General features: G+C 40.4%; 27 protein-coding genes and 1 pseudogene. 17 read left to right on the top strand and 11 right to left on the bottom strand.

Annotated features, from left to right (window positions below):
• The first annotated feature begins 1 nt into the window (after position 1).
• Genes clpP through def form a run of 3 tightly spaced genes read left to right on the top strand, consistent with a single transcriptional unit; the run spans position 2 to position 2,177 of the window.
• Positions 2-589: an ATP-dependent Clp endopeptidase proteolytic subunit ClpP gene (gene clpP / locus CQA49_RS02455; RefSeq protein ID WP_115574383.1), complete on the top strand. Its 588-nt coding sequence runs from the start codon at positions 2-4 to the stop codon at positions 587-589.
• 9 nt (positions 590-598) lie between these two features.
• Positions 599-1,702 carry a diguanylate cyclase domain-containing protein gene (locus CQA49_RS02450; protein WP_115574382.1) on the top strand — a complete coding sequence of 368 codons (1,104 nt, stop codon included), beginning with the start codon at positions 599-601 and terminating at the stop codon, positions 1,700-1,702.
• Positions 1,674-2,177 (top strand): peptide deformylase, encoded by a 504-nt coding sequence (gene def, locus CQA49_RS02445; protein WP_115574381.1) that lies wholly within the window; start codon positions 1,674-1,676, stop codon positions 2,175-2,177. The genes CQA49_RS02450 and def overlap by 29 nt, the downstream gene beginning before the upstream one ends.
• Before the next feature lie 14 nt (positions 2,178-2,191).
• Here the strand turns inward: def and CQA49_RS02440 are convergent, their stop codons facing one another.
• Entirely contained in the window at positions 2,192-3,226 is a 1,035-nt protein-coding gene (locus CQA49_RS02440) for a glycosyltransferase family 4 protein (protein ID WP_258864161.1), read from the bottom strand.
• 94 nt (positions 3,227-3,320) lie between these two features.
• Positions 3,321-3,548 carry a hypothetical protein gene (locus CQA49_RS02435; protein ID WP_115574380.1) on the bottom strand — a complete coding sequence of 76 codons (228 nt, stop codon included), beginning with the start codon at positions 3,546-3,548 and terminating at the stop codon, positions 3,321-3,323.
• 216 nt (positions 3,549-3,764) lie between these two features.
• Between CQA49_RS02435 and CQA49_RS02430 the strand changes: the two genes are divergently transcribed.
• Entirely contained in the window at positions 3,765-3,998 is a 234-nt protein-coding gene (locus tag CQA49_RS02430; RefSeq protein ID WP_147288645.1) for a hypothetical protein, read from the top strand.
• Here the strand turns inward: CQA49_RS02430 and CQA49_RS02425 are convergent.
• Positions 3,981-4,490: a phosphatidylglycerophosphatase A gene (locus tag CQA49_RS02425; RefSeq protein WP_115574378.1), complete on the bottom strand. Its 510-nt coding sequence runs from the start codon at positions 4,488-4,490 to the stop codon at positions 3,981-3,983. The two genes, CQA49_RS02430 and CQA49_RS02425, sit on opposite strands and share 18 nt — an antisense overlap.
• Before the next feature lie 9 nt (positions 4,491-4,499).
• Positions 4,500-6,548: a hypothetical protein gene (locus CQA49_RS02420; RefSeq protein ID WP_115574377.1), complete on the bottom strand. Its 2,049-nt coding sequence runs from the start codon at positions 6,546-6,548 to the stop codon at positions 4,500-4,502.
• A 254-nt stretch (positions 6,549-6,802) separates the two neighbouring features.
• Here CQA49_RS02420 and CQA49_RS02415 point away from each other — a divergent pair, with 254 nt between their 5' ends.
• The 7 genes from CQA49_RS02415 (at position 6,803) to CQA49_RS02385 (ending at position 12,610) form a co-directional block, all read left to right on the top strand.
• Positions 6,803-7,216: a Fur family transcriptional regulator gene (locus CQA49_RS02415; RefSeq protein ID WP_115574376.1), complete on the top strand. Its 414-nt coding sequence runs from the start codon at positions 6,803-6,805 to the stop codon at positions 7,214-7,216.
• Between the two features lie 204 nt (positions 7,217-7,420).
• Positions 7,421-7,891, top strand: a complete 471-nt coding sequence (locus CQA49_RS02410; RefSeq protein ID WP_115574375.1) for a cytochrome P460 family protein — start codon at positions 7,421-7,423, stop codon at positions 7,889-7,891.
• A gap of 4 nt (positions 7,892-7,895) precedes the next feature.
• Positions 7,896-9,161, top strand: a complete 1,266-nt coding sequence (locus tag CQA49_RS02405; protein WP_115574374.1) for an MFS transporter — start codon at positions 7,896-7,898, stop codon at positions 9,159-9,161.
• A gap of 222 nt (positions 9,162-9,383) precedes the next feature.
• Positions 9,384-9,821: a flagellar basal body rod protein FlgB gene (gene flgB, locus CQA49_RS02400; protein ID WP_115574373.1), complete on the top strand. Its 438-nt coding sequence runs from the start codon at positions 9,384-9,386 to the stop codon at positions 9,819-9,821.
• A gap of 15 nt (positions 9,822-9,836) precedes the next feature.
• Entirely contained in the window at positions 9,837-10,331 is a 495-nt protein-coding gene (flgC, locus tag CQA49_RS02395) for a flagellar basal body rod protein FlgC (RefSeq protein ID WP_115574372.1), read from the top strand.
• Positions 10,332-10,358: 27 nt separating this feature from the next.
• Positions 10,359-10,682 (top strand): flagellar hook-basal body complex protein FliE, encoded by a 324-nt coding sequence (gene fliE / locus CQA49_RS02390; RefSeq protein WP_115574371.1) that lies wholly within the window; start codon positions 10,359-10,361, stop codon positions 10,680-10,682.
• Positions 10,683-10,810: 128 nt separating this feature from the next.
• Positions 10,811-12,610, top strand: a complete 1,800-nt coding sequence (locus tag CQA49_RS02385; RefSeq protein WP_258864160.1) for a penicillin-binding protein 2 — start codon at positions 10,811-10,813, stop codon at positions 12,608-12,610.
• Positions 12,611-12,633: 23 nt separating this feature from the next.
• On the opposite strand, the gene CQA49_RS02380 is transcribed toward CQA49_RS02385, so the two are convergent.
• The 6 genes and pseudogenes from CQA49_RS02380 to tatB all read right to left on the bottom strand — a co-directional run.
• Entirely contained in the window at positions 12,634-13,011 is a 378-nt protein-coding gene (locus CQA49_RS02380; protein ID WP_115574369.1) for a hypothetical protein, read from the bottom strand.
• Positions 13,005-13,247: a PP0621 family protein gene (locus CQA49_RS02375; RefSeq protein WP_115574368.1), complete on the bottom strand. Its 243-nt coding sequence runs from the start codon at positions 13,245-13,247 to the stop codon at positions 13,005-13,007. The genes CQA49_RS02380 and CQA49_RS02375 overlap by 7 nt, the downstream gene beginning before the upstream one ends.
• A gap of 10 nt (positions 13,248-13,257) precedes the next feature.
• Positions 13,258-13,899, bottom strand: a complete 642-nt coding sequence (gene rsmG / locus CQA49_RS02370) for a 16S rRNA (guanine(527)-N(7))-methyltransferase RsmG (RefSeq protein WP_115574367.1) — start codon at positions 13,897-13,899, stop codon at positions 13,258-13,260.
• A complete protein-coding gene (gene queA, locus CQA49_RS02365) occupies positions 13,896-15,059 on the bottom strand; it encodes a tRNA preQ1(34) S-adenosylmethionine ribosyltransferase-isomerase QueA (protein ID WP_115574366.1) in 1,164 nt (387 codons plus the stop codon). The genes rsmG and queA overlap by 4 nt, the downstream gene beginning before the upstream one ends.
• 47 nt (positions 15,060-15,106) lie before the next feature.
• Entirely contained in the window at positions 15,107-15,880 is a 774-nt protein-coding gene (gene tatC, locus CQA49_RS02360; RefSeq protein WP_115574365.1) for a twin-arginine translocase subunit TatC, read from the bottom strand.
• A 362-nt stretch (positions 15,881-16,242) separates the two neighbouring features.
• Positions 16,243-16,441 (bottom strand): annotated as a pseudogene (gene tatB / locus CQA49_RS10680) (Sec-independent protein translocase protein TatB); the annotation flags it as partial.
• 138 nt (positions 16,442-16,579) lie between these two features.
• Between tatB and serS the strand changes: the two are divergent.
• The 6 genes from serS to pstB all read left to right on the top strand — a co-directional run bounded on the left by serS (position 16,580) and on the right by pstB (position 23,879).
• A complete protein-coding gene (gene serS, locus CQA49_RS02350; protein WP_115574363.1) occupies positions 16,580-17,863 on the top strand; it encodes a serine--tRNA ligase in 1,284 nt (427 codons plus the stop codon).
• A 12-nt stretch (positions 17,864-17,875) separates the two neighbouring features.
• A complete protein-coding gene (locus CQA49_RS02345; RefSeq protein ID WP_115574362.1) occupies positions 17,876-20,344 on the top strand; it encodes a tetratricopeptide repeat protein in 2,469 nt (822 codons plus the stop codon).
• 118 nt (positions 20,345-20,462) lie between these two features.
• Positions 20,463-21,290: a substrate-binding domain-containing protein gene (locus CQA49_RS02340; RefSeq protein ID WP_115574361.1), complete on the top strand. Its 828-nt coding sequence runs from the start codon at positions 20,463-20,465 to the stop codon at positions 21,288-21,290.
• 53 nt (positions 21,291-21,343) lie between these two features.
• Positions 21,344-22,216: a phosphate ABC transporter permease subunit PstC gene (gene pstC, locus CQA49_RS02335; RefSeq protein ID WP_115574360.1), complete on the top strand. Its 873-nt coding sequence runs from the start codon at positions 21,344-21,346 to the stop codon at positions 22,214-22,216.
• 122 nt (positions 22,217-22,338) lie between these two features.
• Complete coding sequence (gene pstA / locus CQA49_RS02330) at positions 22,339-23,118, top strand: phosphate ABC transporter permease PstA (protein ID WP_258864164.1); 780 nt, start codon at positions 22,339-22,341, stop codon at positions 23,116-23,118.
• 2 nt (positions 23,119-23,120) lie between these two features.
• A complete protein-coding gene (gene pstB / locus CQA49_RS02325) occupies positions 23,121-23,879 on the top strand; it encodes a phosphate ABC transporter ATP-binding protein PstB (protein ID WP_220271718.1) in 759 nt (252 codons plus the stop codon).
• Between the two features lie 206 nt (positions 23,880-24,085).
• Here pstB and CQA49_RS02320 read toward each other — a convergent pair whose 3' ends face one another.
• Positions 24,086-24,724 (bottom strand): hypothetical protein, encoded by a 639-nt coding sequence (locus CQA49_RS02320; protein ID WP_115574358.1) that lies wholly within the window; start codon positions 24,722-24,724, stop codon positions 24,086-24,088.
• Positions 24,725-25,355 lie beyond the last annotated feature (631 nt).

The raw sequence follows: 25,355 nt of genomic DNA, 5'->3' as shown, positions 1-25,355 counted from the left end.
TATGACTTATATTCCTTATGTGATTGAGCGCACAGGCAGAGGAGAGCGCAGTTATGATATTTACTCGCGGCTTTTAAAAGATCGCATTATTTTGCTAAGTGGTGAGATAAATGATCATGTGGCAAGCTCGATTGTGGCGCAATTGCTTTTCTTAGAAGCAGAGGATCCAGAAAAAGATATAAATTTTTATATCAATTCCCCCGGAGGCGTGATTACAAGCGCATTTAGTATTTATGATACGATGAATTATATCCGCCCAGATATTTGCACGATTTGTATCGGGCAGGCAGCAAGCGCAGGCGCATTTTTGCTTAGTAGCGGGACAAAGGGCAAGCGTTATTCCTTGCCAAACTCGCGCATTATGATTCACCAGCCATTAGGCGGTGCGCAGGGGCAGGCGACGGATATTGAGATACAGGCGAAAGAGATTTTGCGCTTGAAAAAGATTCTAAATGAAATCATGGCAAAAAACACAGGGCAAAGCATTAAGAAAGTTTCGCAAGACACAGAGAGAGACTTTTTTATGAGTGGCGAGGAAGCAAGGGAATATGGGCTAATCGATGAGATTTTAAATAAAAGCTTAAAATAAAGGCAAAAGATGCTAGACAACAACAATGATTTTTTTGGGAGTTTGGGGCTAGAGCTTGAGAGTGATACGCCAGCAGACAAGGTAGAAACTGATACAGAAAGCCTAGCTAAAGAGCATTTGAGAGATATTTCCAAAAAAACTATGCAGATTCTTGAAGATGAAAACATTTTGCCATTTCCGGAAAATTTTGAAAGTATTTTTGAGCGCAATCTTAAGCGAGAAACTAATGAGGAAATCAAAAACAAAATTATCCACGCAAGGGAAGCGCGCAACTACACGACTAAGATTATCGCGCTTGAAAAGAATGTCGATAGGAGCTTTGGCGGGATAAAGCTAATATTAGAAAATATTGGCATGGTGTGCAAGAATCTAGAAAAAATCGAGCAAAAAGCGCAAGAAAAACTTACAGAAATAGAAAACATAGAAAATCCCTTTGCGAGTAAAAATGCTATTAAGATTCTCTTAAAAGATATGCAAAGCGCGTATCAAGGCGTATTTAATCAAATAAAGGGGATTGCAAAATCCTATGGCGCGACTTATGAAGAATTGCTTGATATGAAAAAGAATTCTATGTATGACACCACGCTTGGGATTTATAATAAGGAGTTTTTCCTTTCTCAGCTTGCTAAAGAATGTCAGATAGATTCTGATCTTGCGTGCAATGGCGTGCTTTGCGTGATAGAGCTAGGCGAAAACTTACTTAAAATGCTTAAGGATAAAAAATCGTTTATCACAACTATTAAGATGGTTTCAAAAATACTTCTTGACCAACTTGGCAAAAACGACAGCCTTTGCTATCTTGGGGATTCTGAATTTGGCGTGTTTATACGCAATATCACAGAATCTCAAAGTCAAGAATTCATCAAAGAAGTGCTCAATACCCTAAAAACAAGCAATGTGTATATAAACGATGAGCAGGTAAATCTCGAGGTGGTGGTTGGTATCAGCAGATTTGATACAACCTTAAGTGTAGAGCAGAATCTTGAAAATACCAAAGAAGCCTTAGAATCTGCGAAAAAAGAGAACAAACGCTTTGAAGTGTATAAGTCAAAAGCAAGCCACGAGGGCGAAGAAGACATAGACGATGATTTTGGAAATTTTGAAATATCCTAATAAGCGCTTGAAAGAAAAATCAAAGCCCGTAGAGGTGTTTGATTCTGAACTTCACACTTTGCTTGATGATATGTATGAAACGATGATTGAGCGCAATGGCGTGGGATTAGCGGCGATTCAAGTGGGCGTGGCAAAGCAGATTCTTGTTATTAACCTTCCGCGCGAGGACAATCAGCAGTATAAAGAGGATTTGCTAGAAATTATTAATCCTGTGTTTTTAAAGCAAGAAGGCGAGATTGCGTGGAATGAGGGCTGTTTGTCAGTGCCAGATTTTTATGAATCCACCACGCGCTTTTCACACATTAGCCTTGCGTATAAAGATCGCTTTGGAAATGACAAGCTTTTGCAGGCAGAGGATTTTCTAAGCGTGGCAATCCAGCATGAGATCGATCATCTTAATGGAGTTTTGTTTGTCGATAAACTTCCAATTTTGAAACGCAAAAAATTTGAAAAAGAGCTCAAAAAGCAAAAATAGCTCTCTTTAAACCCTTATTTTTTACTCTTCCACGCAAAATACACAAGACGCTTATATATAAACATATACACAAGCACAAAAAGCACGCTTATGCTAATAAGCGCAAAAGTATTATCATAAAACACACAGCTTAGCACGATGAAAGGCGCCTGCAGCGCGCAAATACTCATCGAAGTCAAAGGATTGCTTTTCACAAAGCGTTTGAAAATGAGCATGTGAAAATGGATTTTATCAGGTTGCATTGGCGACAATCCGCGTATAAACTTTTTTCTATAGATTGAAAAGAGCACTTCCCATACTGGATATATCATAACGCTAAGCCCAAACCAAGTGCTGACATTTGCATTTTTTTGTGTCAAAAGGATAAGTAAGAATCCTGCCAAAAAGCCCAAAAAATACGCCCCGCCATCGCCTAAAAAAATTTTGCCCTTTGGAAAATTAAGCACAAAAAATCCTAAAATCGCCATAATGATGAGAATACAAATTTCAAAAATATCTTTATCTCCAACCTCAAACGCCACAAAACCAATCGCCCCAAAAATCAGCAGACAAATCCCGCTGGCAAGCCCATTAAAGCCATCTATGATATTGATAGCATTTGTAACGCCCACAAGCGCAAATATGCTAAAAAGCACACCAAGCACCTTTGGCAACTCAAATCCAAGCGACAAATCTTTGATATACACGCTCATCAAAAAGCACGCCAAAAATGCGCCAAAGCATTGTAAAATAAGCCTTATTTTGGGATTTAGCGAGGAGCTAAAATCTTCAGCCAACCCGCTAAAAAAGATGATAAACGCGCCAAACAAAAGCCCAAGCATCAACCTATCATAACCAAAAAAAAGTATATATGAACAGCAAAACGCTATGAAAATTCCCACGCCTCCAGCTCTAGAAGTATTGTCGGTGTGGAATCTTTGTGGTTTTTTTGAATTTGCAGAATCCACAAAAAAATGCAGGCGTTTTGAGGCAAAAATGACCATCACACAAAGGCAAAAACTCGCTACAAAACCCACAACACCCGAGAAAACAAGATGCTCGCTCATCATAATTCTAACTCCTTAAATAGGGCAAAAAGCGCGTATTATAATATATATTCTTTGTGTTTTGCTTTAAGGGCGACAAAGCACACTGTAAGCGCATTTATACATCATTTACTTGACGCAAAATATTACCCAAGCACCTAAACGCCTTGTATTTCACGCGTGTCAATCGCGTATCATAAAGCGCGCGGTAGATAAAGATATATTCCTTCAAACTTGCCTTATTGCAAAACTCGACATAATGGTGATTTTCAAGCAACAAGATATAGCGAATTTGGCGCTTTTTGGCTAGCGAGATTTTGTTTATACCTTTGTGAATCTTACTCAAACTGCCTCCTTGTGGTGTTTCGTGCTAAAAATTTCTAGCAAAATATGCTACAATTTTTAGATTCTAGAATCTTAAAGCGCATACAAATTATATTGAAAATCTTAAGATTTTGTTAAGAAATCCTGTATAACCGCACCAAAGGGATATTTGGGAAAAATATAAGATTGAAATGTGCTCTTTTCAATCTTTCGGCGTAAAAGCAAAAAGCTTCAGGCTATGCAACCAGATAGCCTGCATTTGCATACCTTGCTTTTTAGTAGGCTTTCAAAACGCACACAAGCTTCATCTTTTAAAAACGCCCAAACTTCACTTTTGCTTTGGATTTGCAACGCGCCTTTTATTGTCCTAAGTTGCGCGCTGTATCAAAATACACTCGCACTCATTGCTCTAAGCGTGGGTTTTATGGTGCTGTATAGTTTTTGCTACATCTTTTTAAGACGCAAAGTGTGATTCTAAAAGTAGCGCCCCAAAGATAAAAAGCTTCGCGCAAATCCCAGCCACAAGCCCAGCCAACGCATCATCGCCAACCACGCCAAATCCACCTTTCACCTCTCTATCGATTTTGCCAATAAATGAGGGCTTGAAAATATCAAAGATTCTAAAAAGTAAAAAACTAGTAAAAATCCCGCCACACAGCCAAAAGAGCGATTTATCTAAGAGCTCGTGGGGATTGAGAAAACTTAGCGCTATCCACATACCCACAAGTTCATCAATGACGATACTTTTATCATCGTGCGCGCCACCATTTTGCTCGAAAATATCAATCTGCTTTGTCGCAATCACGCCAACCAAAAGCGCACATAAAAACAAGCTTTCTTGAGAAAAAAACAAAATCGGTAGCGCAAAAGGCAAACTTGCTAGCGTGCCAAAAGTGCCGGGCGCTTTTTTGATATTCCCCACATATAAAAGGCTTAGAAACGCCCACCTTGCATTGTTTTTCATTTTTAATCCTTACTTAAATAAGCCCTTAAGAAGCTTTTTGCTCCCTTCTTGGATTTTTTGTTTGGTTTTTTCATCTTCTAGGAGTTTTTCAACCTGTTTGCCAACTTCTTTTTGCGCGCTTTGGATAAGCAAATTTTTTGCATCAAGTCTTACGCTTGGCTTGCTAAGGGCATTTGTGAGATATACATCAACTTTATTTTCCTTGATTCCTACAGAAATCTTAGAATCTATGCTCTCTTTTTCCAAATCAAGCTTCGTGCGCTCACTGCTTATCGTGGTGTTTTTGCTCGCAAGGCTAAAGGCAGAATCAATCACCGCCTCATCGATATTCGCACTTAGTGTAATGTCCTTATACACCTCGCCTGTCATATCAAAATTAAGATACCGCTTGATATTTTTTGTTAGTTCATTTTCTAGGATTCTGCCTTCTTTCATACTTGCTTTTAGCGTGCCTTGCGAGATTTTGGTATCATAGACAAAGTCGCCAAAAAGCGTTGAGCTAAAGATTTGATTGACATTTAGCATTTTAAGCAAACTTAGCGTATTGACAGAATCGAGCTTTGCGCTAATTTGAGAATCTTTAAGCTCGCCTCTAATATCCCCGCCTAGGCTTTGTGTGTGGAAATCCGCAAACAAAGAATCTGCAAAGCTAAATTTTCCTTGCGCTAAGATTTTGCCAACGAGTTTGAGTTTGGTTGCAAATTGAAGCTTGCCTAAATCCGGGAGCGTGAGCGCATAAGGCGCGCTAAAAGTGATTTTTTCCAAATCTAGCGTTATAGGCTTTGCTTCCAAAGTCGCTAATGGCGAGCTAAAAAGCGCGTTTGCATTGCCTTTAAGCTCTTTAATATCTGCGCTTATATCAAGCGTAAAAGGCGTTTTTGGCATATCAAGCTCAAACTCTTTTTTCATCACCGCATTTTCCGTGCTGCCCTTTATTTGCGCGTTTATCGTGGCGTTTAGCTTGTTAGCGAGATTTGATGCGTCAATGTCTGTTGTAAGCGTGCCTTTGGCATATTGAGGCATATTGAGAATCCAAAGTGCTTTGTGAATCTGCAAATCCTTAATCCCCAAAGTTGCGGTATTTGGCGCAAGATTTTTGAGATTGAGCGCGTAGCTTGTTTTAGAATCTGCCACATTGCTAACGCCTTGAATGTCAAGATTTTGTGTAATCGCCCCAAGCGCGTTTCCCTGCGTTTTAAAATCACCCCTTAAAGGCATACCTGCTAATGGCGTAAAAAGCGCGAGATTTGAGAGATTGACGCTATAAGTGCTGTTTGTGAAAAGATTTTCAAGCGTTGTTTTGCCTTCAGATTCTATCACGCCAGCATTTGAGCTAAATTGCAGAGTGTGGGCGACTTTATCCATATCAAAGATAAGGGCGAGCGTGTTTGTGAAGTTTATTTTTGGAATCTCCGCGCCAAAATCTTTTTTGATAAGATTTTGCGAAAGCGCGCCTTGCGTGATTTTGACATCTGCACGCCCGTTAAATTCTAAGTTTTCATTTCCTTTTATATCTGCTTCAACGCCCAAAAGTCCGCTTGCATAAGGCTTTTGTCCCACCATTGCGAGTGCTTCTTGAATCTGCAGATTTCTAATATCTACCTTTATGGATTCTAAGCTAAAATCTTTCACAAACGCGCTAATAAGGCTAAAAGAGCGTGCAATATCGCTTGAGATACGCACACTAAGATTATGGATATTGCCTTGCGCGAGGGCTTCTAGCGTGAAACTTCCGCTTAGTGGCGTTTCCACAAGCTCGCCAAAAATGCTAATATCCCTCGCATCGACTTTGAGTGCTAAATCCACATCTTGCGAAAAAAGCGAAAAATCCCCACCCAAAGTGATGATGATATTTTCTTCATTCCTCATAAGCACATCAATAGAGTTAAAGCGCAGTTTGAAAGTCTCAAGCTCTAATTTTAGCGGCGCGTATTTGTCAATTTGCGCTTGCAAAAGTGGCTTAAATAGGTTATTGCCAATGGGCGTAAAAAGCGCGACAAAAAGCAACGCCACAAGCGCAAAAATAATCCCAAAAAGCCAAAGTAAAAATTTTTTCATTTTTTGTCCTTTTAATGTATGCAATTTATGAAAACTCGAATTTATTAAGGTTGCTTAGATTCTAAGATTTTAAATAAGCGCGCTATTGTAGCAAAATTTGCGCTTTAACATTAATTAAGGCTTATGTGCGCGCGTGCAACTTATTTGGGTTGTAAATATTAGGATTTGTTAGCGCAAATTTTCATTTCATTTGCCAAAATTTAACTTTTATTTTTATAATGCGCGCAAAAGCTATTTAATTAATAGGAATAAGAATGCAACAATTTACACAGGATTTAAGGGCGAAAAATCTTAAAATCACGCCACAACGCATTGCGATGCTTAATGAAATCAAAAAAAATGGACATATGGATGTCGATGAGATTTATGCGCATATAAGAGACTTTTACCCTTCTATCTCGCTTGCGACTATTTATAAAAATATTAGCGCGCTATGCGAGGCAAATATTTTGCGCGAAGTCAAAGCTCCTAGTCAAAAGCAAAAATATGAGCTTGCTTGTGATAGACATATCCATGTGGCGTGTGAAAAATGCGGGAAGCTAGAAGATATTAAAATCGATACAAGTGCGCTAGAAGCGCTAGGTGCGGAAAAAAGCGGATATAAGCTTTATGATACTTCAGCGGTGCTTATTGGCATTTGCCCAGAGTGCGCGAAAAAGGCTAATTAGCCTATAATAAGCGATAAACTCGCTTACTTTTTTAATAGAATCTAAAATAGAATCCCCCCAAGTCCTCCAAATTTCTATCCCCCTATTTTTTAATAGTTTTTAAAATTTGTCGTACTTTTTTGCTTTTTCCGTAAAAACCCCCTTGACAAACACTAAGTGTCAGCATTTATAATTTCACTTCCTATAAATACAAAAGGAGTGAAAATGAAAATTTTACAATACAAGAAAAATTCATTATGTGCGCTATTTGTAATATTTATCTTAAGTCTTTGCGGGAGTGTGGCGCAGAATTTCAAAGGTGTGAAAAATCTTACTTTTCCACAAGATTATAAAAATGGCGTGCTTTATACGAGTATCACGCGAGGTGGCGTTATTGAGGATATTTACGCGCAAGAGGCAGATATACTTGCATTGCAAAAAGAGGGCAAACTCCCTGAATTAGCCACAATTACGATGGAGGAATATGCCAATAATAATGGCACACACGGGAATCTTAATCGCTATATTATCATGCAAAAACATGGCAAGCAGTGGAGATTTGAAGCGTTTAACGCGGATAAAAGTATCAATGTAAAAGAAAATACCACACGCTGTTTGAACTGCCATGCAAGTGCGATTGAAGGCGAGGATATTGTTTTTACGCTAGATTCTCTGAAAAAATTTCCTTTGCGCTAAAGCCATGAAACAGAATCTTTTTTCAAAACAAAGGAAACGCACACCAGCATTTATTCTCTATACTCTTTCGTTTGGTGTGTTTGCGGTCATTAGCTCTTTACTTGGCATTATGGGGTTGGTCCCACTTATAGCGCAAAAATTTAACATAAGTAGCGCGCAGGCAAGCAGTATTGTCAGTATTTTTGCGCTTATTGTTACCATCGCAGCGCCCATTATGCCACTACTTTGCGCGCGTATCAAGCCTAGGGTTTTATTTATTTTTGCCTTAAGTGTTTTTAGTATTACTTCATTTTTTAGTATTTTTACAAATGATTTTGGCACTTTATTTGTGTTAAGGATTGTGCCAGCGGTGTTTCACCCCATTTTTATTGCAAATGCGCTTAGTGTTGCGGGTGATTTAAGCGTGGATAAAACCAAAAGCGCGAAGTTTGTCTCTCTAGTGTTTTTAGGAATCTCTGCTGGAATGGTGCTAGGTGTGAGTTTAGCGACATTTTTGGGCGCGCAGTATGGTTTTGAAGTGGCTATGGGATTTTTCTTTGTGCTAAATCTCATAGCATTGGTAAATGTGCTATTTTTTGTGCCGGATTTGCAACTTCATATACAAGCAGAATCTGCCCCTGTAAAGGAAAATTATTTTAACCTTCTAAAAGTGCAACTTTCAATCTTTAAAAGCCCTGTTTCATGGACTTCTTTAATTGGGACGGTATGTCTTATGGCAGCAATGTATGGGTTTTATAATTTTCTCTCGACTTTCTTGCATGAAAGCGCTGGGCTTACATTTAGCATTATTTCTTTTTTGCTTTTTGTTTATGGTGGGGCAAATATTATTGGCAATTTCCTTGCTGGTAGGCTCCTTAGTAAAAATGCGTATTTGGTGATAATGCTTGTGCCTTTGCTTATGATGATGGCATTTGCTGGGATTTTTATTTTTGAATTGCATATGGTTTTGATGGGAGCACTACTTTTTATACTTGGAATCTTAGCTGGCATTACACATAATAGCGCGCAATTTATGCTAAGTGTGCCATTCCCACAAGCTAAGATTCTTGCAAATGGGTTATATGTCTCTAGCTCAAATCTTGGAATAAGCCTTGGTGTGGCACTTTGTGGGATTGTGATTGTATTTATCGATACAGCTTTAAAGGCTCATGTTGCTAGTGTTAGCGCATTGTTCAATAATGCGGTGGAATCTATTTGCTTTGTAAGTATTTTTTTGCTTGTTTGCGCGATTGTAAGTATTTATATGCGTGAAAAGTTTTTGTTACATTGATTTGTATTGTCTCGCAGGAGTAAATCCCGTTTCGCCTTCGCTCTAGCTTCGTTACACTTCGCTTTCACGCACATATTTTACCTTTTTTGGTTGATGAGGTTGCAAGATTCTATCGTGCTGGCTAAAATCTTTGAGACTTTAAAATACAAGGAGTAATTAGGCAATTTTGGCATATTTATTGCTTTAGGCTAGGGAGTTATTGAGAAGTTTTAAGGAGAAAAAATGAGCTTAATCAAAGATATTTCAAAAGTCTATCCGCTCACTTACGAAGCCCTTAGTTTCCGCTCGCTTAGGCAGGATTTGATTTCTTCAAATATTGCAAATGTCGATACGCCATTTTATAGACCAAAAGATATTAATTTTGAGCAATACCTTGCAAAGAGCGCAAACAAGGTGTTTAAGAAAGATAAAAATACAGAACTTCCGCTTACTCAAAGTGAGGACTCGCATTTTGATGGGAAGCAAAGCTTGTTAAATAAGGCGACGATGTTTTTCCGAGACGGGCATTTAGCGCGCAATGATGGCAATAGCGTGGATTTAGATGTGGAAACGAGCGAAATGGGTAAAAACTCTACAATGTATCAAGCCCTCACTTCCGCGCTCAAGCGCCATAAGGGAATCTTTAGCTATGCGATAGATTCTGGAAAAAATCTTAACTAATTTTAGGAGCAAAAAATGTCTTTTCTCTCTAGCTTTGATATCAGTGGCTATGGGCTTTCTGCGCAACGCGTGCGCACAAATATCATCTCTTCAAATATCGCAAATGCCAACACTACGCGCACTGATGAGGGCGGACCATATAGACGCAGGGAAGTGGTGTTTCGCGCGTTTGATTTTAATAAGGTGCTAAATGAGCGCTTAGGCACGAAAAATAATCAGCTCAAATATGAAGATCCGCTTGATGAAGGAGATTTTGGAATCGAGCCAAAACCTGCTATAATGAGCGTTTATATTCACAAAATCGTGCGCGATGATAGACAGCCATTGATGAAATACGATCCGAGCCACCCAGATGCGAACTCTGAAGGCTATGTGGCGTATCCAAATGTTAATCCAGTCGTGGAAATGGCCGATTTAATCGAAGCAACAAGGGCGTATCAAGCCAATGTTAGCGCATTCCAAAGTGCGAAAAATATGGCAACAAACGCCATTAGTATGTTTCAAGCGTAGATTTAGGTGAAAAGTTAGGAGAAAAAAATGGCAGATATTCAATTTGGCGTCATCAAAAGCGACATACTTCATACTGATGTCAATAGTATTTCAAGCGCTGGAAACAAAGCCAGTGGCGCGAAATATGATGGACCTGATTTTACCCAAACGCTCAAACAAACGATTGATGATGTTAATACCTTGCAACAAACCTCTGAAAAGGCGCTTGCGGATATGGCGACAGGGCAGATTAAAGATTTGCACGATGCGGCAATTGCTATTAGCAAGGCTGAAAATAGTATGAAAGTTATGCTAGAAGTGAGAAATAAGGCAATCAACGCGTATAAAGAGATTATGAGAACGCAAGTGTAATAAAGTAAAAAAATACAAAGCAAGCATAAAATTTGGGCGCAAATTTCTGCTTTTTACAATTTTAATCACCCATATTTAGAATCAAATATTTTTAGGATTTTTGCGCGCATAATGCCAAAAGGAGTATCTTGCAAGAGCGAAAAGTAGCGGTTATTTTAAGCGTGTTTTTCTTTCTATCGCTGTGCTTTGTGGCATTTCTAGGCATTATTTATGTCAAAATCATCACCCCGCGCAAACTTCCAACGCTTGAGGTTACTAAAATCGACACCGCCTTGCGTGGTTCGATTTTTAGCTCTGATAATTTCGAGCTAGCCGCAAGTTCAAAGCTCTACAAAGCAAGTATTAATACCCAAAGCATCGATCCGCAAAAAAGAGAATTGTTTGTGAATCTCTTTTCGATTTATAGCGGGATTCCCACAAGTGAAGTGTATAAGAAGTTCCAAGCGCAGGGCAATGTCGTGCTTTCCTACCGACTTTCGCCAAGTGTGGCGACAAATTTACGGCGCTTAAATCTCATTTTATTGCGCTATGATGTGTTTAGGGAATATGAAAATGCCAAGGGCGTGGTGATCCCAAAGCAAGGGCTTACAATCCAAGTCAGCGGGATCAATCGCAGTTATCCTTACTCAAGCGTGCTTGAGCCACTCATCGGCTATGTGAAAAAAAATGAAATCGATGGAATCACGCGTGTGTATGGGCTTAAAGGTGTTGAAAAATATTACAACGAGATTCTAAGCTCGAAGCAAGATGGGCTTATTAGCGGGAAGCGCGACATCGGCTTTAATGTGATTATGGATAAAAGCGCGGTGAAAAAACTGCGTCAAGATGGCTTTAATATTACTTTAAGCATTCCTTTGCGCGTGCAGCATAAGCTGGAGATGATTTTAGATAGGGCAAAGGCGCGCTATAATGTGCAGGAAGTGATTGCGGGCGTTATGGATTCTCAAAGTGGGCGCTTTTTGGCTCTCGGTAGCTCAAATCGTTTCAATCCAAACACCTTGCGAAGTTTGCAGGATTATTCTGTGCTAAATTTGAGCGCGATTGAGCGTGTGTATGAGCCCGGAAGCACGATTAAGCCCATCATTTATTCTATTTTGCTTGAAAAAAATATGATAAATCCAAAGCAGGTTTTTGACTTAGAAGGCGGTGTGGTGAAGATTAAAAACTACACGATCCGCGATAGCACACTTGTAAAAAACGCCACGCCAGAAGAGATTTTATTAAAATCTAGCAATATCGGTATGGTGAAGCTTAGCGCGTCGCTAGATTCTCAAAGTCTGCATACTGCGCTAAAGGCGTTTGGATTTTCGGATATTACGGGCATTGATTTGCCTTATGAGAAAAAAGGCTCGCTCCCAAGTGTGCGGCGGCTCAATATCGAGGAAGCCACAAAGGCGACTTTGAGCTATGGCTATGGTTTGCAGACGACTTTTATTCAGATTATGCGCGCGTATGCGAGCTTTAGCAATGGCGGGTTTCTCATCACACCGCGCGTGACGCAATACATTAGCGCGCCAAGCACAGAGCGCTATATCGCGCCGACACCACAGCCTTTGCAGATTCTCTCCCCTCATAATGCGCAAAAAATGCAAGAACTTCTCATTGATGTCGTGCAAAAAGGCACAGGCAAGCCCGCATCAGTGGAAGGTGTCATCGTAGGCGGGAAAACAGGCACGGCAAAAATCGCAAAAGATGGAAGCTACATTGACAAATACAATGGCTCGTTTTTTGGCTTTGCAAAAGATTCTCAAAAAACCTACACCATAGGCGTTGTCGTCTTTGAATCTCATATCCAAAACGACTACTATGGCTCGCGCACAGCTGCGCCGATTTTCAAAGAAATTGTCGAAATGCTTGTAAATGAAGGATATCTAAAGCCTCAAAACGCGCAAAATGCCCAGAGCGCGCTTGAAGTGCAAGATTCTTGAATTTTTTTGGCGGGATGATTAAATCACAGCCCCAAATATGCCTTTGTTATCACGCCATCAACGCCAAAGCTCGCAAGCGTTTTTATCGCGCTCAAATCCTCAACCACGCATAAAAGCTTAGAATCTAGCAAATAGGTATCGATGATTTTTTGATATTCCTCCGCGTGGGAATCTACCAGCAAATAGCGCGGGCTAAAGTGCGCGCACAGCATAAAATCAATAACATTCTCCACCATCACCGCACAGGGAATCTCAAATTCTTTGCAATGTTTTAGTAGCGCAAAACTCTCATCATGCCTAAACCACACGATACTATCACTCGGGCTTGTTTGAATGTTTTGAATATTTTCTACGCGCCTAAAATAGGGCATTGTAATATGTGAATGTCCAAAAATTAGCATTTTGTCGCCTTTTGCAAGCATTCTTGCGAGCAGTAAAAAACCTCGCCTTTTTGCAACGCGTCATTTTGCGAGACAAAACTTCCACAAAGCGCACATTCTACCATCATTTCACCTTGCAATCTTTTGGAATCTGCGCGCTTAGATGTTTCCACATTTGGTGATTTTTTGAGCTTTGGGCGCAAAAGCACAAACCACACAAACGCCACCACACCGACTAAAACTAGCAAATACTTCACTTCTCACTCCTTAAAAATCAAAAGAATTTTTTGTGTAAAAATAGATTCTATCATTTCTTGTAAAACACTCATTTTGGCTTGCATTTGGGATTTCTTGCTTGAGATTTGCGCCAAATTGTGAGCCCTTAAAAAGCAAAAAATAGCCATTTTTACTCAAAAATCCGCGTGCCATTTTCATAAGTTTTGAAGCTGGCATTACCGCGCGTGAAGTGATTAAATCAACCTGCAGCGGGGAATTAGGGAATAGAGCATTAAGAGATTCTAAGCGCGCTTTATACACGCTCACATTTTTAAGCCCCAGCTCACAAATCACATTTTGCAAAAATGAAAAGCGTTTCGCGCGTGGCTCAAGGAGGCTAAAAGTCGCATTTTGGCGCGCAATGCTTAGAGAAATAGCCGGAAATCCCCCGCCACTGCCTATATCAAGCGCACTTTTAAAACTTTGCAAAAAATGCAAGGGACACAAAGAATCTACGATATTTTCGTGCATTCCTTCTATTGTGCGCGCCCCGCTGAGGTTGTGCGTTTCATTCCAGCGTAAAAGAAGCGCTGTGTAAGATTCCAAAAGTGCTATTTGCGCAGAATCTAGCGTTATATTATTTTCGCACAAAAGCGTGTTTAAGTCCCTAGTTTGCGGATTTTTCACATTCATAGGATAAGCATTCCATCGCCAAAGGAATAAAATTTATAACCTGCCTTTTTTGCCTCCTCATACACGCGTAAAGTCTCTGTCCGCCCAATGAGCGCGCTTGTTAGCATTAAAAGTGTGGATTTTGGAAGGTGGAAATTTGTTAAAAGCCCAAACTTTGCGCGCGGGGGATTGTGTGGGTGCAAGAAAAGCTCGCATTCACCGCTATTTTTGCCTTCCCTCGCGTATGTTTCCACCACACGCGCGGCGGTTGTGCCAATGCAAAGAAGCGCGCCATCATTGAAATGTTTTTGTAAAATCGCCTCGCTTTGTGGCGGGATAAAAAAAGATTCTGAATGCATTGTATGTGCTCTAATGTCCTCGCTCTCCACGCCTTGAAATGTCCCAGCGCCCACATGTAGCGTCACAAAGCAGGTTTGAAAGCGTTTCTGCAATGCGCTAAAATCCTCCGCACTAAAATGCAGGCTCGCCGTAGGTGCAGCCACAGCGCCTGCATGCTTTGCAAACACACTTTGATAATCGTGCTCATCTTGCGCGTTCGCCTCGCGCTTAATGTAAGGTGGCAGGGGCATAGCGCCGTGATTTTCTAAAAGTTGCAAAACTTTAGAAAAATCTAAAATCCCACCATTAGAATCCTGAAACTCCACCACGCGCAAGCCATTAGAGAGAATCTCACAAATCCGCACCTCCACGCCAGAATCTAGCACAATACAATCCCCGCACTTCACCTTTCCGCGTATTTGGACTAAAAAGCGCGGTGTAGATTTGTCGGGCGCAGAGGATTTGTTGGTTGAAATTTGAGAATCTAGTTTATTAGAATCTAACTTTTTAGAATCTAGCTTCTCACAGCCCCCAGATTCCAAAGGCTTGTGAAAAAAGATTTCATAGAGTTTAGAATCCGCGTTTTGATAATCCCCACTAATTTTGCGTCCAAAAAGGCGTGCCTTAAGCACTTTTGTATCATTGCACACAAGGATACTCTCACGCGGGATAATATCGCAAAAATCGCTAAAATGAACATGCTCAATGCTTTTTTGCGCTCTTTTATACACAAGGAGTTTTCCCGCGCTTCTTGGCGTTGTGGGCGCATAGGCGATGAGCTCTTTTGGCAAATCATAATCATAAGATTGCAGAAAAAAATCCTTTCGGGTTGGTGCTTGCAATGGTAATCCTCGTAGTAAAAGATTTTTTAATTTTGCTAGAGATTTAATCACTCTTTGGAATCTGGCTTTTCTTCCTCGTCCTCATCTAAATCTTCAGCCTCTTCTTTTGCGGGATTTACCATTTTTGCAATAAGGATTGAAATCCCATAAAGCCCAATAAGCGGAATTGCCAAAAAAATCTGCGAAATCACATCAGGTGGCGTGATAAGCGCTGCGATGACAAAAATAATCACCACCGCATATTTAAAAAAGCTCTTCATCGACTTGTCTGTAATCATTCCAACGCGCGCGAGAAAATAGCTAAGCACCGGCAGTTCAAAAGTAATCCCAAAGCCAATCACAAGCCTTGTAAAAAACATCACATAATTATCCGCGCTAATGCTTCCTTCAAACTTATCATTCCCAAAAAGCAAGACATTTTCAATCACCACAGGTAACACAAGATAATACGCAAACGCCACGCCTACAAAAAACATAGCGCTTGCAAAGCCCACAAATGGCAGGACGATTTTTTTCTCATGCTTATAAAGTCCGGGCGCGACAAAAAGCCAAAACTGCCAAAAAATAACCGGCATCGATACCACAAGCGCGGCAAAAAACGCGACTTTCAACGCGACAAATACGCCCTCTAATACGCTAAGTGTCGCAAGGTGCGCGTTTATGGTGTCATTACTTAGCGCTTTATTCATAGGCGCTGCGACAAAGTCAAAGAGCAATTCCCAAAAGCTAAAGCACGCACCAAACGCCACAAGTAGCGTAAGTGTAGAGATGATAAGGCGCTTGCGCAAATCCTGTAAATGTGGTTTTAAATCTTCAAACATTGATTAAGCCTTATTGTTAGAATCTTGCGTGTTTTGCGCGCTTAGATTCTTGTCATTGTGGTTTGTTTCATTCTCTTCATTTTCTTGCTGGGCTTGTTTATTGAGCTCGGCGATTTCTTTATCGATGGCTTCACTTTGGAAGTTTAGGCTTTCCAGCGCCAAAGTTTCTGGGCTTTTTTGGATTTCGCCATTTTGCGCCTCTATTGATTCCGTCTTTTGTGATTCTGTCTTTTGAGAATCCACATTTTTTGATGTGCTAGAATCCACCTCATCTAGGCTTTTGGTGATTTCATTTGTGAGATCTTTTGGTATAGAAGTTAGAGAATCCACGCTTTGGGTGATGTCTTTTGTCAGCGTTTCCTTGTAGGAAAGCGCTTCTTTTTTAAGCTCGCTTAGGCGCACTTCGTTGTCAAAGGTTTCTTTTGCGTCATTGATGGTTTTTCTAAGCGCACGCATAAATTTAGCAATATCCACGGCTGCTTGAGGTAGTTTATCCGGTCCTAAAAAAATAACCGCCACTATCAAAATGACAAGAATCTCAAAAATGCCTACGCCAAACATTGCAAACCTTATATTTATGTGTATCAAGCTTGCAATTTTAGTGTAAAAATGATTAATTTAAACAAAAATTTTAATCGGAATAAAAAATGCTTAAGACTTCATATCTTAGGTAAATGCCTAGCTATGGAGAATCTGAAAATGATAGATACAAAATTGCTTTTAAATGATTTTGAATTTGTGGCGCAAAAATTGCAGATTAAAAAAGTGAGCAAAGAGCTGCTGCAAGAGCTTTACACCATTGCTTGTGAGTATAAAGCCCAAAAGCAAAAGCTAGAGGAATTGCAAGCTTTTAAAAATAGCGCGTCAAAAGAGTTCGCCACCTTGCGCGCGCAAAATAAAGACACAAACGAGCTTAAAGCAAAGCTAGATTCTAACAAACAAGAAATGCAAGAGGCGCAAAAAAAGCTTGAAAAAATAGAATCCGCACTTACAAAAATAAGCTATACAATCCCAAATTTGCCCGATAGCAAGACGCCAGAGGGCGAAGATGAGCACGATAATGTAGAGATAAAAAAAATCTTAGAGCCTAGGGCGTTTGATTTTGAGCCAAAGGAGCATTGGGAGCTGGCAAACAAAAATGGCTGGATAGATTTTGAAGCGGGCGTGAGGCTGGCAAAAAGTCGCTTTAGCGTGCTACGCGGAATGGGTGCTAGGCTTAATCGCGCGCTTATAAATTTTATGCTTGATTACAACCAAAAAGCGGGCTTTGAAGCGGTGGTGACGCCGGTGATTGTGAATAAAAACTGCCTTTTTGGCACAGGACAGCTTCCAAAGTTTGAATCTGATATGTTTAAAATTGGCAATCAAGACTTTGAAGAGCTAGATTCTACGAATTTGCAAGCGCATGAGCTCTATCTTATTTCAACTTCTGAAATCACTCTGACAAATCTTTATAATGACACTATTATCCCAAAATCCGAGCTTCCTATAATGCTAACCGCGCAAACGCCATGCTTTCGTAAAGAGGCTGGAAGTGCGGGCAAAGATACACGCGGAATGATCCGCCAGCATCAATTTGACAAAGTCGAGCTTGTGGCGATCACAACGCCTGAACAAAGCGATTGCATGCAAGAAAAAATGCTTCAAACCGCAAGTGGAATCTTGCAAGAATTAGGCTTGCCTCACCGCTTTATGCAGCTTTGTGGCGGGGATTTGGGCTTTAGCGCGAGCAATACCATTGATATAGAAGTGTGGCTTCCGGGGCAAAAATGCTATCGCGAGATAAGCTCGATTTCAAACACGCGCGATTTTCAAGCAAGGCGCGCAAAAATCCGCTACAAAGATGAGAAAAAAAATCTCCTTGCTCACACGCTCAATGGCTCATCACTTGCGGTGGGGCGCACGCTTATTGCGATTATGGAAAATTATCAAAACAAAGATGGGAGTATTGAAATCCCACAAGTGCTTCAAAAATACCTTTAATAGTGGCGCGCCATGGCAGATGATTTACAAGAAGTAGATTTAAACGACCCAAAGAGAGATTCTCAAACAGAATCTAACACCACGCAAGAATCTACGCAGGAAAATGCGCAAGAATCCACACAAGAGGGCGCACAGGAAAATACGCAAAGCGCAAAAAGTGGCTTTAAGGCGAAGTTAGAATCCTTGCTTGCGCGTGTTAAATCCCTGCCTGCGTCTTTAAAAAATCCTAAGCAAAACAAAAAAACATTTTTTGTTTTTGTAGGCGTTGTGGTGTGTGTGGTGGTGATTCTCGCGCTTGTGCTGGTGTTTGCGCTTAAAAGTCCAGAACCACAAGAGGAAGAGGCTAAAGTCCTGCCACCTAAAAAAATCCAAACCCCACCCATCGTCCAAACCCTTAGCAGAGCTGGAAGTATCGATGATGACGCATTAGATGAAATGATAAAAAAAGCAAATCTCTTGTATGAGCAAGGCGATAAAATGCAAGCACTTGATTTGTTTGAGCATATCTCAATCTTTTCTCAATCGCTTGCAAGCTACAATCTAGGCGTAATCAAGCTCAAAGAAGGGCAATACAAACAAGCCATCGCGTCATTTGACAATGCTATCGCTGCTGGCGAAGATGTCTCTGTAAGCGCGCTCAATGCAGCCTATGCGGCGTATAAGTTAGGCGATCCCGCCCTTTCGCAATATTATCTTGGCTTGAGCGCTTCGCATTTGTATGATGCGAGCAAGCAACCACTTTATTCCTATGTGTATGCGCTTATTAACACCTACAAGGGCTTTTATTTTGAATCTCTCTCTCCGCTTTTGCACCCAAATTCTAAACTCTATCAAACCCAAAATAATAAAATCGCTGCGCGCACATTTGTGCTTTTTAATGATGATTTTAACGCGCTTAACACGCTCAAAAAAACGCCTTCAAAAAAAGATAATCTCGCAATCGCGCTTTTGCACGCACGACTTGGCGAGTATGACAAGGCGCGCTCTTATATTTATGAGTATCTCTCCTATTTTCCAAAAGATCCAAACGCGCTCACTGCCTTGCAACTTATTGAGATTAAGCTTGGGAATTTTAAAGAAAGTGCGACTATTCTCAATCGCTTTGTGCGCGAAGATGAGCATAATCCGAAGCTAGAGACTTATCCTATTCGTATAAAGTTAAAAGAGGATTTGTTTAATGTCAATATCGCGCAGGAAAATTTTTGGAATCGCAAGTTTGAGCACCAGCAGATTCTGAGTTTTAAGATTTTATATTTTTATGCGCCACTGCGCGTGTTTGACGCCAAAGAGGCACTAGAGGCAATTAGAGAGGGCGGGATAAATGCTAAGATTCAAAATATTGAGATTGCTAAAAGTGGCTTGAGTGAAGGAAGTGGGATTGCAAAGGTAAATCAAAATATTGTTTTGGGCTTAAGAGAGGCGTATAAAAATAACTTAAGAAAAGCCAAAGAATATATGCAAAAGGCTATTGCAATTTATCCAAATCATTCTATTTTGCATTATAATCTAGGCGTTTTGTTTGCGCAAGAAGGGGATTATGACAATGCTTACACGCATTTTTTACGCGCTTATCATTTAGATACAAGCGATATTTTATCCGGGCTTTTTGCTGTGATTGCCGGCAAGCTCACTTATAGGAATACTGATAGAATCTTAAGCTCGATACGAGCGGATTTTGCAGATATTGAGTTTGAAGATAAGACAAAAGAGGTGTTTTTGCTTTCTTTATTGCGCTATCTTAATAGCGTGCCAATTGATGATTTTAGCTGGATTGAGCAAAGCGAGCAAAAACTGCCAATTTATTACGCCTTGCAAAGTGTGTATGCAATGGCAAAAGATGATCCAGCCTTTGCAATGAGCTCTTTTAAACATTTGCAAGAACTCTATCCGCGCGATGTGGTGTCAAATATCATGTATGAGCTTGCGAGATTCTATAAAAAAGATTTACAAAGTGTCGCGCTAGAACTCAACGCAAATCTTTCAGAAAAGAATCTTGATAAAACAAGTATTTATTTTGGACCAGCGCTTGCGAGGGAATTATTTGTGTATGTGGGCTTTATCACCGGCACACTTTCAAGCCTTGAGCCAGAGTTAGAGCGCAAGCTTTTGAGCGAACATGAGAATCCAGCGGGCATTTTACAACTGCTAGGACTTTTAAATATTTACAATAGCAATTTTGAAAAGGCGTTTGTGTATTACAACACGCTTATTGATGATTTGAAAGAAGATGACGCGCATACGCGATTTTTGGGCGCGGTGGCAGCACTTGGCGCAGGCAGACATGAAAACGCCGTAGCACTTTTGCAGATTTCAAAATTAGAATCCGTGACAAATTTAGAAGCAAAATTTGCCCTTGCTTTGCTCTATCAAGAAAATAAAAACTTCAAAGCCGCCGCAGATCATTATGAAAAAGTGAGCAGCTCGGATTTTGTGTCAGAATATTTTGACTTTGATATCAATACACAAAAGTTGATAGAGTAATTTACCCCGCGCCAAAACTGCTAAGAATCTTTTACAAATTTTTTACAAAAGCCAAAAAATCATTTTACAAGCGCTTTTTATAATTTGCTCGTTTCAAAATACAAACAAGGAGCAAACAATGAAAAAAGTGTTTTTAGGTTTATTAAGTGCGTATGTGTTGGGCGCTGGGAGTGTGGCGCTGGGAGCAGAGGCGATTTATCCTATTTCGCGTGAGATGGGTTCAGGCACAAGGAGCGCGTTTGTAGAGATTTTTGGTATTCAAAAAGAGCATAATGGCAAGAAAATTGACGCCACTACCAAAAAAGCAGAAGTTACAAACTCTACAGGTGTGATGATGACAACGATTGCAAATTCACATAATACAATCGGCTACATTTCGCTAGGCTCGCTCAATGACACGGTAAAAGCCATCAAAATCGATGGAGTTGCGCCAAGCGTGGAAAATATCAATAACAAAAGCTATAAAATCTCGCGTCCATTTAATGTCGTAATAAAAACAAAGAATCCGCTTATCGAGGACTTTTTGGCTTACAGCATAAATGCAAAAAGTGTGATTGAAAAAGCGGGCTATATCGCAAGCAAAAGCGCGAAATTCACTTCCAAAAAGCCAAGCGGTAAGCTTATCATCGCTGGATCTAGCTCAGTTACGCCACTTATGGAAAAGCTCGTGGAAAGTTACAAAACAATCAATCCAAACGCGGATATTCAGATTCAGCAATCAGATTCTACAACGGGTGTAAATTCCGTGGTTGAGGGCATTGCGGATATTGGTATGGTTTCACGCGAAGTGAAATCAAGCGAGCTTGAAAAGGGAATCACTTCTCAAGTGCTAGCAATTGATGGGCTGGCTGTGATTGTCAATAAGTCTAATGCGATAGAAAATCTCTCAAAAGAGCAGGTGAAAAAAATCTACACAGGCGAGATTACGACTTGGGATTTGCGCTAAGAAGCGGTTTTTAAGGAGCAAAGATTCTATCCTGCAAAGGCTTAAGGACATAAATGAAATACTTTAAAAAATTTTCTCTCTCTAACTTCAAAGAGCGCGCATTTCAGGGGCTTTTTGCCCTTTGTGCGCTTATTTCTATTTTCGCAGTGGGTATGATTTGCTTCTTTTTGTTTGCAAATACAATCCCCACAATCGCGCACATCGGCTTTTTTGACTTCATTTTTGGAATGGAATGGTATCCAGAATACGAAATTTTTGGGATTTTTCCTATGATTGTAGGGAGCTTGTATGTGAGCGCCTTAGCCATCGCTTTTGGCGTGCCTATCGGGGTTTTAAGCGCGGTGTATTTATCAAGATTCTGTTCTCAAAGGTTAAAAAAGTTTCTTTTGCCAGCTGTTGAGCTTTTGGGGGCGATTCCATCAGTGGTGTATGGATTTTTTGGGCTTGTGGTGCTTGTGCCTTTTGTCGCAGGCACTTTTGGGGGCTTTGGCAAAAGCGTGCTAAGTGCTGCGCTTGTGCTTGCTATTATGATTTTGCCAACAATTATTTTGGTTTCAAAAGCCGCCATTGACTGCGTGCCAAATAGCTACTATGAAGGCGCGTTGGCGTTAGGTGCGAGCAAAGAGCGCGCGATATTTTTTGCCACACTGCCTAAGGCAAAATCTGGGATTCTAGCTTCTGTGATTTTAGGCGTGGGAAGAGCCATAGGCGAGGCAATGGCAGTTATCATGGTAGCGGGGAATCAAGTGCAGATTCCAAGCTCGGTGCTTGAAGGCGTGCGCACATTGACGACAAATATCGTGCTTGAAATGGGCTACGCGCAGGGCTTGCAAAAAGATGTGCTTATCGCAAATGCGGTGGTGTTATTTGTGTTTATTTTAGGCATTAATCTTTCTTTTAGCTTGCTAAAAAAAGACAAACATTAGGGGAGGAGCGGGACATGAAGCGAAGTTTGAAATATTTTATTTTCAAAAATTTTTCCTCTAAGATTTTAGATTCTGAACTTTTTGCGCTCAAAGACGCCACTTCTTTGGTGCTTTTTTGCATTATGCGACTTGCGATTTTTAGCACTTTGGGCGTTTTTGCCATTTTGATTGGGTTTATTTTTATCAAAGGCATTCCGCATTTAAGCCTTGATTTATTCTCTTGGAAATACACAAGCCAAAATGTCTCAATGCTTCCCTCAATCATCAATACTTTCAATATGATGCTGCTTTCACTTGCTATTGCCATGCCACTTGGAATCTTTGGGGCGATTTTTTTGAGCGAATATGCAAACTCAAAAAATATGCTAATTGGGCTTATTGGCATTGCGAGTGAAACGCTTGTGGGGATTCCATCGATTGTGTATGGGTTGTTTGGATATTTGGCGTTTGTGATTTATTTTGGCTTTAGGGTGAGCTTTTTGGCTGGGGCATTGACACTTTCAATTATGATTTTGCCTTTAATCCTTCGTAGCTCGCAAGAAGCACTAAAAGCAGTGCCTCTAAGCCTTAGAGAAGCAAGCTTTGCACTAGGCGCTGGGAAACTTCGCACCATTTTTGCCATTATCTTACCAACCGCAACGCCCGGAATCCTAGCTGGTGTGATTTTAAGCATTGGTAAAATTGTCGGAGAATCTGCGGCGTTGCTTTATACTTCTGGCTCAGTAGCGCAGGTGGCTGGAGTGTTTGATTCTGCAAGGACTTTGAGCGTGCATATGTATGCGCTTTCATCTGAAGGACTGCATATTAATCAAGCCTACAGCACCGCCATGGTGCTAATCCTCATGGTGCTTGGGATAAATTGCGCCTCGAATTTCATCGCAAAAAAACTCACAAAGGAATAACAATGAATAAAAAAATTTGCTTTAGTATTAAGGATATGAATCTCTTTTATGGCAATTTTCACGCGCTAAAAAATATTAATATGGAGATACAAAAAGGCGAAGTGAGCGCGTTTATAGGACCTAGCGGGTGCGGGAAATCTACCTTTATAAAAAGCCTCAATAGAATGAATGATTTGGTGGAAAATTGCAAGATTAAGGGCAAGATTCTGCTTTTTGGGGATAATATTTACAAAAAATACAATGTCAATGCCCTGCGCAAAAAAGTTGGAATGGTGTTTCAAAAGCCAAATCCCTTTCCTATGAGCATTTATGACAATATCACCTTTGGTCCCAAAACGCATGGGGTAAAGGGGAAAGACAAGCTAGATTCTATCGTTGAGGAATCGCTTAAAGATGTTGGGCTGTGGAAAGATTTAAAAGATAGATTAAAGCAAAGCGCGCTAAGTCTAAGTGGCGGGCAGCAGCAAAGGCTCTGTATCGCGCGCAGTATCGCGGTAAATCCGGAGGTGATTTTGATGGACGAGCCAACAAGCGCACTTGATCCCATCTCTACGCTCAAAATCGAGGAGCTCATCTCAAAGCTTAAGAAAGACTACACCATTATCATCGTCACGCATAATATGCAGCAAGCACATAGAATCTCGGATAAAACGGCGTTTTTCCTTCTCGGCGAGATGATAGAGTTTGATGAAACGCAAAAGATTTTCACTAAGCCAAAGGATAAAAAAACGCAAGATTATATCAATGGGAAATTTGGGTGAGTATTATTCCTTTTAATTGTATCGCCTGCGCGGAAGTGAATTCCGCTTTGGCTCCGCTACCTATTCCTTCAAATATATCACTCACAAGAGCAAAGCCCTTGTGAGCTCCGCTTCGCGCACATACATAACCTTATTTGGTTGATGAGATTCTTTAGTTTCTGTTGCGTTGGTTAAAATCTCTAAAAATTACTAGTATGCGTATAAAGTCAGTCCCTAGCATTAGAAGTTTTTTCAAGTTTGCAAATATTAACTTCTCTTACGCTGACTTCTTGGATTTTATACAAGCCCATCGCCAAAAACACAACCGCAGCAATGCTTACGATAAATAGCACAACCACTGAGATAAGCGCAGCTTGCTGTCCTAGCAAAAACAATAAAAGCCAAGGCACCGACAACATGCCAATCGCCCAAATAAGACTGAGCTTAAAAGAGGTGATGAATTCCTTCAAATTTGTGCGCGCACTCATCTCATAAGAAACAAGATAATACCAATAAAACACAAGCACACAATACACAATAGCTAGAATCACTAATATCACAAGTGGCACAGGATTCTTAGTAACCTGAGTTAAAATTATACATGTCATCCCTACGATAAAAAGCCCAATCCCAAGCAAAAAGCTAATAAGAGTCAAGCGGAAAACAAAGGTATTGCAAAGCTTGCTAAACCTATACAGCCCAACCATACCCGTTACAAAAGAAGCGATTATCCCTATAAAAGCAAAAAAATTGACAAATGGAATCCCACAAACAAGACAGCAAATAATGTAACTGATGAGAGACCAAAACATAAAGTTTTTCGCACCCTGCAACTCTTGATTCTCATTAATATTAAGCATTTGCATACAAACTCCTAAATAAAAAATAAACGCGTATTATAGCCTAATTTGCTTTTTTATTTGGTGGGGATTTTGTGCTAGAAAATCCAAATTAAAGGAATTCAAGTTACGCGCTAGCGTAACCCTTATTCTCGCCCCTTGCGTGGTGAAAAAAAGCGGTGATTTAGCGTTGTCAGTAGTGACAACGCCCGATTTTTTTCTAGCAAGGGAATAAGCGAGGCTCTCCCCCCGAGAGAAGAAAAGCGCGGAGCTTTTCTGGCGCGGGGGGAGTGAGGAAGGGGGAGCGACCTTTTGCGCGAAAAAACAAACTTTAGAGAATCTAAAGAAGTTTGAAAAGTGAAAGTAAAGGGATTCTGATAAAGTAAGACAAAAGGATTCTAGAAAATTAAGTCATTGCGAGCATAAGCGAAGCAATCCATTTTAGAATCTTATAAAAACTTTGCGAGATTCTAGATTCTGCAATTTTCTAATTTCTAAAATTTTCTTTTTGGAATCTTGTTTTATATTTTTAATTCCTTTAGAAGATTCTGTTTATCAGAATCCTTTTGTTTAGCTCAATCCCACTTAGATTCTCAAAAGTTTCTTTTTGCAGGGGGACAAGGGGGCTTGAATTGCGAAGTCGCTCCCCTTATCCCCC

It is taken from the genome of Helicobacter sp. MIT 00-7814 (assembly GCF_003364115.1).
GTDB lineage: Bacteria > Campylobacterota > Campylobacteria > Campylobacterales > Helicobacteraceae > Helicobacter_F.
The sequence above is the reverse complement of the archived record's forward strand: the minus strand, read 5'-3'. Positions and strand labels throughout refer to the sequence as shown.

What these genes read in the sequence shown, in the direction of transcription:
- clpP (WP_115574383.1), top strand. Translation starts at nt 2, where the DNA reads ATGACTTATATTCCTTATGTGATTGAGCGCACAGGCAGAGGAGAGCGC.
- CQA49_RS02450 (WP_115574382.1), top strand. Translation starts at nt 599, where the DNA reads ATGCTAGACAACAACAATGATTTTTTTGGGAGTTTGGGGCTAGAGCTT.
- def (WP_115574381.1), top strand. Translation starts at nt 1,674, where the DNA reads ATGATTTTGGAAATTTTGAAATATCCTAATAAGCGCTTGAAAGAAAAA.
- CQA49_RS02440 (WP_258864161.1), bottom strand. Translation starts at nt 3,226, where the DNA reads ATGATGAGCGAGCATCTTGTTTTCTCGGGTGTTGTGGGTTTTGTAGCG.
- CQA49_RS02430 (WP_147288645.1), top strand. Translation starts at nt 3,765, where the DNA reads ATGCAACCAGATAGCCTGCATTTGCATACCTTGCTTTTTAGTAGGCTT.
- CQA49_RS02425 (WP_115574378.1), bottom strand. Translation starts at nt 4,490, where the DNA reads ATGAAAAACAATGCAAGGTGGGCGTTTCTAAGCCTTTTATATGTGGGG.
- CQA49_RS02420 (WP_115574377.1), bottom strand. Translation starts at nt 6,548, where the DNA reads ATGAAAAAATTTTTACTTTGGCTTTTTGGGATTATTTTTGCGCTTGTG.
- CQA49_RS02415 (WP_115574376.1), top strand. Translation starts at nt 6,803, where the DNA reads ATGCAACAATTTACACAGGATTTAAGGGCGAAAAATCTTAAAATCACG.
- CQA49_RS02410 (WP_115574375.1), top strand. Translation starts at nt 7,421, where the DNA reads ATGAAAATTTTACAATACAAGAAAAATTCATTATGTGCGCTATTTGTA.
- CQA49_RS02405 (WP_115574374.1), top strand. Translation starts at nt 7,896, where the DNA reads ATGAAACAGAATCTTTTTTCAAAACAAAGGAAACGCACACCAGCATTT.
- flgB (WP_115574373.1), top strand. Translation starts at nt 9,384, where the DNA reads ATGAGCTTAATCAAAGATATTTCAAAAGTCTATCCGCTCACTTACGAA.
- flgC (WP_115574372.1), top strand. Translation starts at nt 9,837, where the DNA reads ATGTCTTTTCTCTCTAGCTTTGATATCAGTGGCTATGGGCTTTCTGCG.
- fliE (WP_115574371.1), top strand. Translation starts at nt 10,359, where the DNA reads ATGGCAGATATTCAATTTGGCGTCATCAAAAGCGACATACTTCATACT.
- CQA49_RS02380 (WP_115574369.1), bottom strand. Translation starts at nt 13,011, where the DNA reads ATGCTAATTTTTGGACATTCACATATTACAATGCCCTATTTTAGGCGC.
- rsmG (WP_115574367.1), bottom strand. Translation starts at nt 13,899, where the DNA reads ATGAATGTGAAAAATCCGCAAACTAGGGACTTAAACACGCTTTTGTGC.
- tatC (WP_115574365.1), bottom strand. Translation starts at nt 15,880, where the DNA reads ATGTTTGAAGATTTAAAACCACATTTACAGGATTTGCGCAAGCGCCTT.
- serS (WP_115574363.1), top strand. Translation starts at nt 16,580, where the DNA reads ATGATAGATACAAAATTGCTTTTAAATGATTTTGAATTTGTGGCGCAA.
- CQA49_RS02345 (WP_115574362.1), top strand. Translation starts at nt 17,876, where the DNA reads ATGGCAGATGATTTACAAGAAGTAGATTTAAACGACCCAAAGAGAGAT.
- CQA49_RS02340 (WP_115574361.1), top strand. Translation starts at nt 20,463, where the DNA reads ATGAAAAAAGTGTTTTTAGGTTTATTAAGTGCGTATGTGTTGGGCGCT.
- pstC (WP_115574360.1), top strand. Translation starts at nt 21,344, where the DNA reads ATGAAATACTTTAAAAAATTTTCTCTCTCTAACTTCAAAGAGCGCGCA.
- pstA (WP_258864164.1), top strand. Translation starts at nt 22,339, where the DNA reads ATGCGACTTGCGATTTTTAGCACTTTGGGCGTTTTTGCCATTTTGATT.
- pstB (WP_220271718.1), top strand. Translation starts at nt 23,121, where the DNA reads ATGAATAAAAAAATTTGCTTTAGTATTAAGGATATGAATCTCTTTTAT.
- CQA49_RS02320 (WP_115574358.1), bottom strand. Translation starts at nt 24,724, where the DNA reads ATGCAAATGCTTAATATTAATGAGAATCAAGAGTTGCAGGGTGCGAAA.